Here is a 15383-nt window from a genome sequence, read left to right as displayed (position 1 = left end):
ATAATGGATTAATATTTTGCTATTTCATTAATGACACCTAAAATTGAAATAAGCCAAACAATAAACAATAGTTTTTTGGAGTAATATGAATAACATCATCGCTATTTCATTCGCTTTAATCGCCGCTATAGGAAATACTTTCTTTGTCATTGGACAAAAAAAAGCCTTAGAACTCGCCAATCCTTTTGCTTTCATCAGTATCAGTGCCACTTTTTGTTTACTCCTCACCTTACTTGCTGCTCCTCTCTTCGGCGCCCCAAAATACTATGAGGTATTTAAAATCAATGGATTATGGGCAATTACCAGTGGCTTTGGATTGTTCTTAACTTACCTAGGATTTAACTTATTATATTCTTCTTTTGGCGCTTCTAGTTATATCATCTATGCAGTGCTCTCTATTCTGACAACGACACTTATTGTCAGCGGCTTAGTTTTTAAAGAAACTTTAAATATTTATCATTGGCTCTCATTGCTTTCGGCTATCATCACCATTATTTTATTCAGCTTAGGGAACAGTAAATAGTTTCTCATTTAGTGCATTAACCTCCAAAAAGATGCTTTTCTACAAAGCACCTTTTCGATTTTATTATAATAGCTTAAGTCGCGTCTCTTTCTAATGAAACATTTAACTCTTTATCATTATCTTTCCTTTGTTTATTCCATAAATATGAACGATAAGGCGCTAACTCTTGAAAAACAAAATCATGTTTCCTATAACCTTTCACTTCAGAGAATAATCCCATTTTGATTTTTTTATCATATTTATCTCCGTTAATAAATGTACCGTGTAAAATATCAAAAAATATTACCATCAATCCAAAGTTGGCGTTAGCTTGCTTAGGGTTCTTTGAATGATGAAATCGATGATTGGTCGCTGCACTGAAAATATAATTTAAGAAACCCATTTTAAAATCTGCATTAATATGTTGATAAGGAGCCAACAATATAAAAATACTAAAACGAAATATCAAAAACTCTTTACTTATCCCTAGCAAATACATGGGAGTATAAACAAGTGCAAACGCCACCAAATAACTCAATAAGTTATTACGAAAATTATTTAACCAATACATAGAACTCGGACTATGGTGCGTTGCATGCCCACGCCATAACAAAGGTTGAGTATGAACTAACCTATGAGCCCAATAGCTCAGATACTCCATCAATAGAAAACCAATAGCTATTTCCCAGTATATAGGTAAATTCGAAAGTGAAAAATCATTTTGATAACCCATTGCATCTATAATCCAAAAACAGAATGTCACATGCAATACAGCAATTACAGGAATTAATAAAAAATTGTTCGTCATATAAAACAAAAAGTCTGTTTTCAATTCATTTTTTTCAAATGGTTGCTCCTTATCGAAAGGGATCAAAAACTCAAAAGATAAACAAAAAAATGCAGCAATGAGCCTGAGTATTAAAAAGTAAATAAAAACACTCAAAGCAGGGTCGAGAGTAAATATCGTCCATGAAATAAACGTAAATAATATAAGTGAAATGGGAAAGCCTAAAATAGACACCAACTTATACAATAAAGTTCCTTTATTTAACATCACTATGTCCTTTTAATATTATGATTTCGTACTTACTATTATATTTTTAATGCACTTATATGTTCCCAATACAAAGCTGATCATATTTAGCTCAATAAATACTAACATTGCCTTCCCTTGAGAATAATCAGGATTCATCTGATTAAAAAACTGTGCATATGGACTCAAAGCCAAATTTTCAGAGCGGGATAGTCTACTGGCATGCTTTGGCACTGCTTGAGATAGAGCTAAATAATTATCACGGTCAATCAAAGATATATTCCTCGCCTCAACGATTCTATCGAAGATAGTATGGACATATTTAGGCGTCTTCCTATTCTTCACAGGATACAAACGATAGGCATTCTCAGCAAGTAACTTATAGACAGCAGGGTTAGACACTAATGTCACATAACTAATTGGCGTCATCATATTTCTAATTTTAAATTTTAAATACTGTGAAAATCCAAACAACACTGCTAACTTCCCCCCTTTAAAACCTTGCCTAAAGAAAACACCAGCACAAAAAACAGCATGTTTTTTATTTTTTTCATTTTCTATAAAAATAATCGATGAATTAATAAATCCAACCAACCCATTAATTTTATTATAAAACAAGCATACCTGAGCCCCTTCAGTATTTAAAAAAGATTTTTCAAACTCATCCTTATTCAGTGTTAAAGATGATGTTTTATAAACCTCATATATTTCATCAAGAACTTTTTGTTTTGATTTAAATGAAAGTGAATGATAAAATAAAGTACTCACTTTTGAAACACTTTCTGATTTATTACTCAACCTTAAAAAAGGCACACTTACTTTCAACAGCATGGTGTAAATCCTTATATCTTTTATTATAAAATCACTATTTTATCGAATATTAACAATTCGATTATTTTTATAACACTGACATTTAAACAATGTCAATTAGACATATTGATACCAGGCTGCAGGATTTATTGTTATTATTATGTCGCTCGACCATTTAAGAGAAATAATTAATTCTATTTAAAACTAACTTATAGAGCTTTGCACTGACGTCAAACATTTACAATAGAAATACAATATACATTAGCATTGACAATATTAGCTTTAAATTTATTACTGCTTCAACTAAACGATTTTTTAAGATAATATACCTTTCGTTTAGCTTGACATCGATTTCCAAAACGCTTCATACCTTCATCACGCATCTCTTGTGCATGCTCACTCAAGTAGGCTTGCAAATCTGCTTCTGACGCTAAGTGATAAATAGCAGTATAACTTTTATTATCTTCATCTTCATTTGTAATCTCCTCATAGAAATCAACTTTCAAAAAACCACGAAATGACATCATTTTTTTCATATGAGGTGTTAACCATAACAAATACGCTTTTGCAATATCCTTTTCTATTTTAAGTTCAACTTGATAAATAATCATCCCTTCTCCTTTAATGTTGCTAATAATCCTATAACACATCACCAGCCATACTAAAAAACTTAATAAAAATCAACATGACTCCATCTATTATTTATCAACCACAAACTACATCCTATTCAATATTAAAAATATCATAGTCAATTAAACATAGTCATTATATTTATAATAAGAAAATAAAATGATATGAAAAATTAATACTTATACGTCCCACTTTTAATATTAGCAACTACACTTTAAAAAACGTTGCCTTCAACAGATAATAACCTTAACCGCAGTTTGTTGTTTCCATACATATACTAAAAAGGATTTTCAGTAATAAAAACCATCAAATAAACCTATATTATATTTAATCTTGAAAGAGATAAACATATCACTATTCACTTTCTGATGTTGATTTAAGGATGATATAAAAATGAAAAATATATTCTATATACTCATAATTTTATTGTTTTACTCCCACTCACTCATCGCCTCGACTTACCAAGGTAAACTGGATATTCTAGTTGAAGATGACTTTATTCATCATCAGTCTGTGACAAAATACTTTATTCATATGAATGATGACACATACCCGATCACCTTCCCCTCAAGTATGGACGTATCCTCTCTAAAAAGAGGTGATGATATTCTCATTCACACTGCTGAACATCATTTCATTGATTCATTAATGCCTCTTGAAGTACAGTCGTTTAAACAGCTCACCACACATGAACTCAACAAAACTATAATCAACGAAAAAAATGTTCTCACTCTACTCATTGACTTTTCAGATAAAAAAGCCACTGATACGACCTCAATTTCTGCCGTTGAAAATATGATGTATTCAAGTGAACAATCGATGAACAATGTCTATTTATCAAGCAGCTTTAACCAATTATTTTTTATCAGCGACACTGACAATGATAATCAGGCAGATATTCATACCGTTAACTTAAACTATGCTGTTGGTGATGCATGTGATGCTTATCAATGGCGAGATGATGCCAAAGCCGCTATCACACAAAACGGTGTCAATATTAACGACTATCAATATTTTGTCATAGTCTTGCCCAATAATGTCAATTGTGGATGGGGGGGACTCGGTAACTTAGGCTGTAATGGCAATTGCACATCATGGATAAAATGGAATACAACGATCGTGTACGCACATGAACTCGGCCATAATTTGGGGATGCATCATGCATCAACAGATTTAAATAATGACGGCAATCTAGAGTCCGAATATGGTGATCATTCCGGTGTTATGGGCAATAATAGCCAAGTCAGACAAATCAATGCACCACATAGGTACCAACTTGGTATATATGATCAATTTCCCGACCAACTCCTCACCTCCCCAACCAATGGCAATTACCCATTATCATCAATAGAATTGAATCCAAGTGAGCACAATCTCGATCACCAAATAATAAAACTCCCCCAGTCAACCACTAATAATCATTATTATATCTCCTTAAGAAACAACATTGGCGTATTTGGTATGCATGAGACCTATAGTGATAAAGTCAATATTCATCACTATGCTGAAGGGTATAATCGTACTCATTTTATTACTGCATTAGCACAGGGAGAGTCTTTTACAGATGAAATAAATGACATCAATATTGAAGTCACCTATATTGATAACAATAATGCCACCATCAATATTAATGCCAATTCATCATTAAACCCGCACCAAATTACGGGTCACTTTGAACGGACACCTATTGGTAATAACTGGCATCAAGTCCACGTCACCTTTGATGAAAGTCTTCAAGTTTTAAAATGGAATAATGCTGCTGGATATAGTTGGGATCTCATCATAGATAACGCGCAACTACTGGCCCCTGATAGTCCCTACGGAATGCAGGCACTCACCGTTGAGCTTAGCGATCCTAATAATATTCATTCAGATGTACTCGCATTATGGTTTTTAGGTGAACGCTATGAGTCTGTCGTCACGGCTGAAAATATCATTGGACAATACCAACGACAACCGCTTGAAAACCCTTGGCATGAAGTGACTGTTCTAGCTGATGTGGATCAACAATTATGGTGGCAAAATAACGCGGGTGTACAGTGGGAACTCATCAGAGATGGCGACACTTTTTATACATTAGAAACCTCACTCTATGGTTATCGAGAGGTGACACCTGAGTTTGATGAAGCCAATCAACAAATTTTAGGCCTTTGGTTTAAAAATGAATTTTATCAAACAATATCAGCTAATGATTAGGGGGATTGATTTTTGATCATGATTTGTCCATAGGATCGGTATAAACGTGTTTTACTCTTTGTTGCAGCCCTTCTCATTAAAAAGGGGCTTAGAAGGCAGGGCTGCACTCACTACGCAGTGATTAAAGCACGTTTAATTCGAACATAATTTTACAACGGTTAATATCTCTTACCTGTTACACTCGATTTAACGCATTTTTCCTTGTTATTATCAATCAACACGTGTTCAAAACAAGGTCGATTCTCACCTTGATAATATTGTAAATATTCCTCCCAATCTTTCAATTTCCCCCTATCCCGTGAGTGGCCACGAATTTGTATTCTCTTTTTACGGATTGCTGGATCACAAGTGACATAGTGAACAATCACCTCAGCCTGTAATCGATTAGCTAATGTTTCGGGCCAATCGGGATCTTGCAATTCTCGAGTGAAGGGCCCCACTATCACCACATGATTAAGAAATAAATTATCCACTGCAATATCAAACATTTGTTCATATATAGGCGTTCTAAATTTGTCTTTAAAAAAATGACTGTCTCTGTCATTTGGATCCTTTCCAGATAACGCTAACGCTAAGCGAACTAAACGCTCAGAGACGACATCAATATCAATCAATGTCGCACTCACTTCTCTTGCCAATTGATGCCCATAAGTAGACTTTCCTGCACCGGGTGCGCCACAAACAATAAACGCTTTCATCATCATACCCCAAAAAAATTAACGGTGGATCAATGGTATGAGTGTAGTTAAAATTCGCCCCAACCGTGAATGCCTCCTATTTATCCCTTCAACAACTTTTATCGCAATGAAAGCCCCGCTTCTACTTTGAATAAGGGTGAATGACAGCATTTGAGTTTCTTATGCCTGTCCTAACTTTATTAAGTAGTGTCATTCCTTATACTTCAATAAGTAAAAGGAGGGTACTAATTCACTATGATTTGCATCACATCAACAACACAGTTAACCTATTTTTTAATGCCTCTTCAAAAATAAAGTAACGATGACCCCCCATGCTAACACCACAACCTTTCCACAAAATAAGCTCAATAGTTCACGCTGGGTCAAACGGCATCAAGGTATTTTAAGTCTTCATAAACAAAACAATGCCAGTCCTGATGTGATCTTGATGGGCGATTCTATCATGCAGCAATGGGAGCAAGCAGGAAGCAAAGTATTACAACATTGGTCAAGAAAACTCATCATTCATAATCTTGGTTTTGCCGGGGATAAAATACAACATGCACTTTGGCGAGTCCTAAATGGTCAATTAGACAATATTACGCCAAGATTATTGCTACTCAATATTGGCACCAATAATGTGTTTGATAATACCGCAGAGGAAATCGCAGCAGGAGTGCAATATTTAGTTCATCAAATTCAATGCAAACTGCCAGACACTCAAATAATGGTATATCGCCTTTTCCCCCGAGGAAAAAAGGATTCAATTGAGCGTCAAATCGGTACTGAAGCCAGCAGATTATATTCCAGCTTAACGGCGAACAGCCTCATAGATTACATCGATATTAATCTCGTTTTTTCAGATCATCAAGACGTGATCCCTCTGGATATCATGCATGATCAACTGCACTTAACGCCTAAAGGCTATTCGCTATGGCTTAATCAATTACAACCCTATTTTGAACAATGTATTCAATACCAGTCAAGGTGACATACTAGCATCACAAGCGGACGTATCACCTCTTTTTAAATGGATAGATCTAATCATTAGGGATATTGAAAACAATCCTGTTGCATTTTATTTATCCATTTAGGCTGGTTGATGAAATTCAATCACATTGCCATCAGGATCACGTGCAAAAATAAACTGTGCGCCACTGGGGATCGTAATTGGACCACCTGTTATTGCGATATTAAGATCCGCTAATTGTTTTTGAACAGCGTCAAGATCAGTGATCTCCAATGCAATATGCGTATAACCTGTGTACTTTTGAGGTATGTCCATCAAGATATTGGTTGGCTCATCATTTGAGGCATTTAAAATGAAATTGATATTAATGCCAGATGGATGTTCCATAACGGCAACGGGCTCAGGCCCGACTGGACCTTCAATAAAAATAAAACCTAACTTCTCATAAAAAAGCCTTGAAACATTAAGCGATTTCACTCTCAAGCCCACATGATTTATTCTTGTTATTTCTTGCATAAAAATCCCTTAACTCCATGTAATTAGTTATTGTCCTAAAACATACCCTATTCATTGCTGACAATAACGTCAATATTAGACAGTGGAGTGTACATATAAATCATTAATATAAAATGACACTCATTTACACTTTACGTTTGAATTGACATCACTTACTTTTTAGTCATGATGCCTAAGCCGATATAAATTGATCGCAGGTAATACGATCACAGCCTCCAATGGTGTGAGAAACAAACTGGATAATACCGTCGCATTCAGGCCAAGCGTATGACAATTGATCGCTTCTTTAACCGCTAAATGGTGCAATTTCACATTGGCAGTGAGAGTAAACAGTGTAATAACAGCCAATAATGAAACATAGCTAACGGTCCAAACACTGCTATCTATCCCAAGTAAATAGAGCGAAATACTCAGCATTAATCCAGCCCAAAACATCAGATATAACACTTTAACGCTTTGATATAACTTACCTAGCTCCTGCATAATAAAAACTCCATAACATTACATTTGTAAAATGCTTTTTCACTCTATTTTTTCATTTAAACGCCATCCATATTAAACACACCATTCACTTAAATCCACACAAGAAGTTATTCGCCATTTTTATCCACTCGCCATGGAGGATTAAGCCTATTTTCCCCTGCCCAATATAACTTAATTTTATTACCTGAGGGATCTTTAAGTACCGCTTCTCTCCATAGGTATGTCTCATCTTGAGGATCTTGGATAAATACAATACCTTTTCTTTTCAGCTCCAACACCCAATTATCTAAGTCTTCATGTTCAAAATAAATCACCGCGCCATGATGAGATGTTTTTTCTTCCAGTGATAATGAAAAACTGCTCTGCCCATCAGGACATTCAAAACGCGCATAATGTGGCGTATCGACAATTTGGGTAAAGCCTAATGTCAAATAAAACTCGGTTGCATCGAGCATGTTTGTCACTGGTAAAGTGACTTGATTGAGGTTCATAAAACTCCTTAATATTTAGAATAAAATACGAGATCAAATCCATCAATTGCCGATTTAAATTGATTATTACATAGTGAAACCTAAGATAAAATATAACAATTTTACCATTTTTACTTTGCGTTTTTCTTTTCTGAAGAGTAACGTGTGCGCTCATAAAAAAAGAATTAGCAAAACCTAATATAAAAGCTAATCAAAATAAAGGAGATCAGGTTACCATAATGACAAATCGCGCCCCCCTGACTCTTAAGAGTGGCCTTTGGCTCATTTTTGGCTTATGGCTGATTGTTCTGCAATCTATCACGATCGCACATAGCATGGAGCATGCGCTAGAACATGATAACACTCACTGCCTTTACAGTAATATCTATCACCACCACCATGCTGGCCCAACAACGGTCATCATGCCTGAAATGTGTCAGCAACAAGCTGAAAAAATCACCCTTCCCTTATATCAGCAGCCCGCTTTATTTTGGCTCGAAACCTTAAGTGTGCGTGCCCCTCCCTTTTAAGAAAGTTCAACAAAAACAGTAAATTCATCAACTTCGGTATGCTATCGATGATGATGAGTATTGGACTTTTTTGCTTTCTATTTTTTTGCTTTCTATAAGGACAGGCACGATGAGACATGCTCTATCTTATATGGCGTTAGCGCTTGCTAGTAGCTCAACCCCCGTAATAGCCGCCCAGCTTCAAGGGCAAATAACCGCTCCTGACGGTACACCAATTGTTGGCGCACAAGTCAGTGTCGAAACAGATAAAAAAGCCGTCACTAATTCTAAAAAAGCCACCACTAATGCACAAGGTCAATACACATTAACCCTTTCAGATAACAGTCTTGCTCATTTGCATGTCACTGCAAAAAACTTTACTGATGTCAATGATGATGTATCCCTCACCAAAGGGACTGTGACACAGAATATATCGCTCGATCCCATGATGATGGAAAACATTGTCGTCACTGCATCACCTTTTCTTAGTTCACCCATCCAAAGCACAACTCCCATCAGTGTCATGACTGAAGATCAGCTAAAACTGAATACAGAACCTACCTTAGGGGATACATTGGAAAAACTCCCTGGTGTTCAAGCAACTCATTTTGGTGCAGGAGCGAGTCGCCCCATTATTCGCGGCATGAGCGGCCCAAGAGTATTAGTACTTGAAAATGGCCTGTCGGTAGGCGATGCCTCTACGGTATCAGCAGATCATGCCGTCACTACAGAAGCTGGCACTGCACAGCAAATCGAAATTCTTCGAGGACCGGGATCGCTACTTTATGGCAATGGGGCCATTGGCGGCGTTGTCAATGTGGTCAATAATCGCGTTCATGAAGAGCCCGTCGATGAATTATCCGGTAACCTTGGTACGCAATACGAAACTGGCAATAATGGCCGTACAGTCAATGGTGAACTCAACGGCGGTAACGGAAAATTTAATTGGCATCTTGATGGCTCAAAACGTAATACCAGCGATCTCAATATTGCAGGTGATGCCATCAAAGGCCAATCAGACACACATGGCACATTAGAAAACAGTCAGCTGGCACAGGATGATTATGCCGTTGGAGTGGGATACACGGGAGATGATAGTTTCATCAGTCTCTCTGGGGCACAAACTGATTCAAATTACGGGATCCCCAAACGAGACACCACAGATCCAGATATCACTATTGATTTACACAAAACAGTCTGGCAACTTCACAGTGGCCTGATAAATCCCTTTTCAGGTGTCACTAAACTGAACTTAGACGCGGGCTATACCGATTATCAACATGCAGAGGCAGAGGATGGCATAGCCGATACCTTCTTCTACAACAAAGAAAGCGAAGTACGTTTAAGTGTTAATAATAGCCCTTGGGGAAAATGGCAAGGGAGCATGGGACTCAATACCACGCACCGAGATTTTTCAGTGGTAGGCGATGAAGCACTGACTCCTGACAGTATTACAAACACAATAGCAGCATTCATAGTACAAGAACGACAAATTAATGACTTTCGTCTTGAGCTTGGAGGACGCATCGAGCATTATAATTTAGCACCTGACAGCATGCTCTTAACGACCACCAGCAGCTCTCAAAATTATCAACCCGACGGTGTAAATGATAATAACCTGTCCCTGTCAGCTGGTATCGTTTGGAATTTTGATCCCGATTATAATTTAGGTTTGTCTTTTGAACGAGCCGAACGCTCAGCTACTGCCGAAGAGCTTTACAGTTTTGGCAATCATGATGCAACGCAAAGTTTTGAAGTGGGTTCTCAATTCACTATTGAAAACGGTGAGGTTGTACCAAACAGCAACAGTAACAATAAGGAAATCGCCAATAATATTGATTTAACCTTACGAAAACTAGACGGCTCATGGACAGGCTCTTTAAGCATGGCCTATAACAGGGTCAATAATTTTTACTATGAACAAGACACAGGTCTTGTTGCTTCAGATATCGGAGAAGGAGGCTCTTTACCTGTGTATCAATTCACTCAAGGGGATGCCGAGCTCTACTCTGTAGAGGCACAAGCCAATATTCCACTTAGTGAAATTTGGTCAATCGATTTACTCAGTGACTATACACGAGGTCTGTTAGTCGATGGCGGAAATTTACCCCTGATCTCCCCCTTACGTGTGGGCTCAACCCTCAATTACGATCAATCTGATTGGCATGCAGAAGTCGGTGTCATGGCTTATGCCAAACAAACACAAACAGCAGAAAATGAGACCGATACCGCAGGTTACGCCTTATTGAATACTGCATTGACCTATCACATGATGATGAATGACAATGATGTCATGCTGTATGTGAAAGGGAGCAATTTACTCAATCAAAATGCGAGACCACACACTTCTTTACTCAAAGATTATGCTCCACTCATGGGACGCAGTTTCATGATAGGCATGAACTATAATTTTTAATTAACTATAATTTTTAATTAACTATAATTTTTAATTAACTAAGGTTTTAATTAACTTCGCCTCAACCGATCCTCCATAAACGAAGAGCCACGCCTCAAAGTATTATTTTTGATGACACTTTGAGGCTTAACATTGCCCTCCCCCACGAAACCATACCTTTCAGCTCAATTGTTCAATCAACTGCCTTAGCCAACGATGACTCGCCTTACTGGCATTCAATTTATGCCAGTAAATATTTAATTGATATTGAGGCATATCAACCGGAGGCGGGTAAATATCAATATCCAGCATGTCAGCCACATTGGATACCAACAACCTAGGCAAGGTAAGGAGCAAATCTGAATTAGCAACCGTATAAGGTGCGACAAGGGCACTGGGTAATTGCAAGGTAACATGACGGCTCAGTCCCAAAGCCGCAAGTTGATGATCGACAATCCCTTTTTTCTCACCCCAAGGCGAAATTCGTACATGGGATAAATTTAAAAATGCCTCTAACGTCAAACCATTTTTCAATTTAGGATGGTTTTTTCTCGCAATAGCACAATAACTATCTTTCAACCAAGTCTGATAATCAATCGTCGATGACTTTTCCACTTCATGACTAAAGCCCAGTACAAAATCTAACTCCCCACTAATCAGTTTCTCCGTTGGCATTTTATCTTCCGACGACACAAGCGTAATACGAATATTAGGCGCGACTTTAGTAATATGGCTCACTAACTTGGGTAATAAACTAAATTGAGTATAATCTGTTGCAGCAAATTTAAGTTCAATATCACTGGTAGCAGGATCGAAGGTTAAACGATTATTCAATCCTATATGGATCTGTTCTAACGCTGGAGAAAGATGGCAAGCAAGATCATGAGCGAGTGATGTTGGCTCCATCAGATTATTGACGCGAACAAACAATTCATCATCTAACCGTTTCCTCAGTCGGGATAAACCATGGCTGAATGCTGATTGGCTCAAACAAATGTCTTCCGCTGCCGTTGATACCCTTCTATGACGATACAAAGCTTCAAATAAAATCAGTAAGTTTAAATCGATTTGATATAAATTCATTATGAATAGAACACATATTGACATGAAAATAATGCACTGTAATCATATTATGACAAGCAGTATGATAAGGTCAATCATATATAACGGAGAAGTCTGTGGAACCCTTATTTATTCGCCAAGCTCAAACATCAGATGCGGCACTGATTTTACATTTTGTGCGTGAATTGGCTATTTATGAAAAAGCAGAACATGAAGTGCTTGCCACAGAAGAAACACTTAAGAAAAGCATGTTTTCAAGTAACAGCCATGTGAACGCATTAATTTGTGAGCAAGATGGACAAGCACTTGGCATGGCAATTTATTTTTATAACTACTCAACTTGGTTAGCCAAACCAGGGCTATACCTTGAAGATCTTTATGTCTCACCAGAGCACAGAGGTAAAGGCGCTGGCAAATTATTACTGAAAAAAATGGCTCAAATTGCGCTGCAAAACAATTGCGGTCGATTTGAATGGAGTTGTCTTGATTGGAATAAACCATCGCGAGATTTTTATCATTCAATTGGGGCAAAATCACAAGATGAATGGGTCGGCTACCGTATGTCAGGGCAAACACTCATCGACTTCGCCGAAAAAGATTAACCCTTTCAATTTAACAAAATGCTTAAACGCCCTATGGAACACGGGCGCTTAAGTTCCTATGTCAATGACATTAATGAAGATCACTCACTTTCTTTCCTAGCATGTCTTCAACAAGGTTTTTCAGAGGGCAAGACTTAACGGCTCCTTATTCTACTTTAACACTTCATTCTATCTGAGCATTAATATTTTAAATTTCATCAGGCAATCAGTCTCTTTTGTCCAAAAAGCAATGTGGGTTCAATCCCTTGACGCTTGTACAATTCAATCGCATCTTCATTGAAGGCATACACCTCTAACCAAAGTTCTTCACTGCCTTTTTGCTTAGCTTCATGCTCAAACGCTTCCACTAACATTTTCCCGAGGCCCTTGCGCTGATGAGCAGTATCAACCGCAATTTGCTGTAAACTGGCTATTTGACGCCGTTGTAATACCCAAGATTTTCGCTCCCACACATTGCCCATCACAAAACCAGCTACGTCATTGTCATGCTCAACCACCAGCACAATATAATTTTGACTGTCGATAAACTCATTCAAATTAATGTTTTTTGCAATTTCTTCAGGAGAAAGAAAGTCATCGGGTAAGTGCTTTTTATGAAACGCGTTAATTTGAAATTGAAGGGCTTGTAATCGCTCTACATCGGTAAGTTCAGCTTTTCTTATGCGATACATCAGTTTACTCATCCCTTTTCTTCACGTAATATTCATTCTTGGATCTCAGCAATAATACAAGATACTGAATTTATATCACTATTTTTTCCATGTAACAGGATAAAATAAATGAATAACATTATCTTCCCCCTAAGATAGCTGATTTTTATTCACTCCAAGGCAACGAACAGTAAAAGGTTTGTAAGGCCATTGAGATTGACTGGGCTGAAAGGTAATAAGAGGAATTAAAAGCGGTTCAAACGAAGTTAAAAAAAATAAAACAATAACAGAAAGACTACAGAATACAAATAATGATAGCTTTTTCATAGAAAGTCCTTTTCTAAGTTAATAAAGCAAATACACATTGATCCATCAATGCAAAATTCAAAATATCATTTACTCGTCATAATAACAACCTATAAATGATATATTCGTCGTATCTAAAATAGATGTGTCAAGTCCAAAATAAACCTTACCCACTCACACATTGATAATCAACCGTGCCGCCCATGTGATCGCCTGATTGAAAGATATAATGCACTTCAATTTCTGTCGTTAATGTTTTCGGGATCACTAAATTCCCCCACATTCCTCCCCCGTCATTATTATTTGTCACCATTGCATTAAAAGCTTTAAATTGATGATGATTAAGATAAACACGAGGCGCATAATCCGGATTTTCCTTTAGAGAATGTGAATTAAACAAACCGTAATATGCATATTCATCATCTAATAAATTATCATCTGCTGCATAGTTTGTGATCAGATGCCCCATTCCTTGAATAAGCGATACTAAACCATCATCATCCTGCTTTAATCTGAGCTCTAATCGAGAATCTACCTTGGCACCTAAATCACCATTTTGTCTTAATACCTCATTGGAATGACAAATATACCGACCAAGATAAGTATCCGCTTGGGCCAAAGTAGGTAAAAAAGTCAGCGAAGCCACGAAACCCATTATCCATTTTTTTTTCATTTTTATTCCTACGATTATTAAAATAAAAAAAACCAATCAAACAAAATGTAACACTAGAGATACACTTATTACAATGATAACCATTCTCAATATCAATAAATTTGACAAACATCATATTTACTCACATTTATTTTTAATGTGACACTTTCTTTTTATGGGAAAAAATAGGGCTTAAATAAAAAAGAGGCTTAATAAAAATCCTTCTTCTTAAACTGTCTTCATACTCGTAAGGAAGAGGAAATGAGAAATTAAATCCAACAACATGGTTACTTTATAACAAATCATAATACTTCAACTTTTCAATGCAAAAATAGAAAAAGATTGAAGAAGATATCGATGGTAAGTATTATTTTAAAAATCAATAACATTTAACCATATAGGCAATAAAATTATCGAGTTTTAAAAGAGATAATCGATCCGTCGATGAACGGCAAAAAATGTAAATCCCTCTGTTTCCACATCGTAACGCTGCCCCACTTGCATTTGGCTATAAATAAATTGGGTTGTAATAAAGGTCTCAGCTTTTGTTTTAACATAAAAAGTCGCTATACCTGAGCAACGCCCCTCGGAGCAACCTTCACTCCAGTGGACATTTTTATCCGTAATCTGAATATTAATCACTTGATTACTGAACTCAAACCAAGCGATAGCACTGGCAAAAATCAAAATAAATAAAGGGACTATAAACTTAGCGATCCGTATTAATCGTCTGAAGTTTTCATCATGATCATCTCTCATCTTTCGTCCTTATCTACTCATCACATTGTATTTATAGCAATAAATGACATACTTCATCTCTTCTGAATACTAATGTTAACATTCAAGTGGTAAAATGAACCTCTCTAAGTGTTCTCAACTCATTCAGACTTTTCAGTAATCATTTCTAACATCTTGATGCT

The 15383-nt window shown here is 36.7% G+C and carries 17 protein-coding genes; 6 read left to right on the top strand and 11 right to left on the bottom strand.

All coding sequences use genetic code 11. From position 1 onward, the window contains the following. The first annotated feature begins 85 nt into the window (after positions 1–85). Positions 86–523: an EamA family transporter gene (locus Q0779_RS01430; RefSeq protein ID WP_298768747.1), complete on the top strand. Its 438-nt coding sequence runs from the start codon at positions 86–88 to the stop codon at positions 521–523. 73 nt (positions 524–596) lie between these two features. On the opposite strand, the gene Q0779_RS01425 is transcribed toward Q0779_RS01430, so the two are convergent. From Q0779_RS01425 to Q0779_RS01415, 3 genes are all read right to left on the bottom strand, one after another. After that, a complete protein-coding gene (locus Q0779_RS01425; protein ID WP_298769241.1) occupies positions 597–1556 on the bottom strand; it encodes a sterol desaturase family protein in 960 nt (319 codons plus the stop codon). An 18-nt stretch (positions 1557–1574) separates the two neighbouring features. After that, the gene (locus Q0779_RS01420) at positions 1575–2366 is read right to left on the bottom strand and encodes a hypothetical protein (RefSeq protein WP_298768745.1); all 792 of its coding nucleotides are present in this window, start codon (positions 2364–2366) and stop codon (positions 1575–1577) included. Positions 2367–2644: 278 nt separating this feature from the next. After that, on the bottom strand, positions 2645–2956 hold the full coding sequence (locus Q0779_RS01415; protein WP_298768743.1) for a DUF4286 family protein: 312 nt from the start codon (positions 2954–2956) through the stop codon (positions 2645–2647). A gap of 412 nt (positions 2957–3368) precedes the next feature. On the opposite strand from Q0779_RS01415, the gene Q0779_RS01410 reads away from it, so the two are divergent. Then, the gene (locus Q0779_RS01410; protein ID WP_298768741.1) at positions 3369–5171 is read left to right on the top strand and encodes a reprolysin-like metallopeptidase; all 1803 of its coding nucleotides are present in this window, start codon (positions 3369–3371) and stop codon (positions 5169–5171) included. 158 nt (positions 5172–5329) lie between these two features. Here Q0779_RS01410 and Q0779_RS01405 read toward each other — a convergent pair whose 3' ends face one another. Further along, the gene (locus Q0779_RS01405; RefSeq protein WP_298768739.1) at positions 5330–5869 is read right to left on the bottom strand and encodes an ATP-binding protein; all 540 of its coding nucleotides are present in this window, start codon (positions 5867–5869) and stop codon (positions 5330–5332) included. 301 nt (positions 5870–6170) lie between these two features. Between Q0779_RS01405 and Q0779_RS01400 the strand changes: the two genes are divergently transcribed. After that, entirely contained in the window at positions 6171–6839 is a 669-nt protein-coding gene (locus Q0779_RS01400) for a GDSL-type esterase/lipase family protein (RefSeq protein WP_298768737.1), read from the top strand. Between the two features lie 99 nt (positions 6840–6938). Here Q0779_RS01400 and Q0779_RS01395 read toward each other — a convergent pair whose 3' ends face one another. The 3 genes from Q0779_RS01395 to Q0779_RS01385 form a co-directional block, all read right to left on the bottom strand. Beyond that, entirely contained in the window at positions 6939–7334 is a 396-nt protein-coding gene (locus Q0779_RS01395) for a VOC family protein (protein ID WP_298768735.1), read from the bottom strand. 159 nt (positions 7335–7493) lie between these two features. Then, complete coding sequence (locus Q0779_RS01390; RefSeq protein ID WP_298768732.1) at positions 7494–7817, bottom strand: hypothetical protein; 324 nt, start codon at positions 7815–7817, stop codon at positions 7494–7496. Positions 7818–7924: 107 nt separating this feature from the next. Next, positions 7925–8308, bottom strand: a complete 384-nt coding sequence (locus Q0779_RS01385) for a VOC family protein (protein WP_298768730.1) — start codon at positions 8306–8308, stop codon at positions 7925–7927. 218 nt (positions 8309–8526) lie between these two features. Between Q0779_RS01385 and Q0779_RS01380 the strand changes: the two genes are divergently transcribed. Continuing rightward, a complete protein-coding gene (locus Q0779_RS01380; RefSeq protein ID WP_298768728.1) occupies positions 8527–8817 on the top strand; it encodes a hypothetical protein in 291 nt (96 codons plus the stop codon). Between the two features lie 109 nt (positions 8818–8926). After that, a complete protein-coding gene (locus tag Q0779_RS01375) occupies positions 8927–11212 on the top strand; it encodes a TonB-dependent receptor (RefSeq protein WP_298768726.1) in 2286 nt (761 codons plus the stop codon). A gap of 159 nt (positions 11213–11371) precedes the next feature. Here Q0779_RS01375 and Q0779_RS01370 read toward each other — a convergent pair whose 3' ends face one another. Continuing rightward, positions 11372–12274 carry a LysR family transcriptional regulator gene (locus tag Q0779_RS01370; protein WP_298768724.1) on the bottom strand — a complete coding sequence of 301 codons (903 nt, stop codon included), beginning with the start codon at positions 12272–12274 and terminating at the stop codon, positions 11372–11374. Between the two features lie 95 nt (positions 12275–12369). Between Q0779_RS01370 and Q0779_RS01365 the strand changes: the two genes are divergently transcribed. Next, positions 12370–12855: a GNAT family N-acetyltransferase gene (locus tag Q0779_RS01365; protein WP_298768721.1), complete on the top strand. Its 486-nt coding sequence runs from the start codon at positions 12370–12372 to the stop codon at positions 12853–12855. Positions 12856–13052: 197 nt separating this feature from the next. Here Q0779_RS01365 and Q0779_RS01360 read toward each other — a convergent pair whose 3' ends face one another. The 3 genes from Q0779_RS01360 to Q0779_RS01350 form a co-directional block, all read right to left on the bottom strand. Then, complete coding sequence (locus tag Q0779_RS01360) at positions 13053–13538, bottom strand: GNAT family N-acetyltransferase (protein ID WP_298768719.1); 486 nt, start codon at positions 13536–13538, stop codon at positions 13053–13055. A 439-nt stretch (positions 13539–13977) separates the two neighbouring features. After that, entirely contained in the window at positions 13978–14484 is a 507-nt protein-coding gene (locus tag Q0779_RS01355) for a hypothetical protein (RefSeq protein WP_298768717.1), read from the bottom strand. 399 nt (positions 14485–14883) lie between these two features. Beyond that, on the bottom strand, positions 14884–15222 hold the full coding sequence (locus tag Q0779_RS01350; protein WP_298768715.1) for a hypothetical protein: 339 nt from the start codon (positions 15220–15222) through the stop codon (positions 14884–14886). Between the last annotated feature and the right edge of the window lie 161 nt (positions 15223–15383).

The sequence above is a fragment of the uncultured Shewanella sp. genome, from assembly GCF_947491715.1.
Taxonomy (GTDB): Bacteria; Pseudomonadota; Gammaproteobacteria; order Enterobacterales; family Shewanellaceae; genus Shewanella.
Note: the sequence above shows the minus strand (reverse complement) of the source record. Positions and strands in the feature narration are given on the sequence as shown.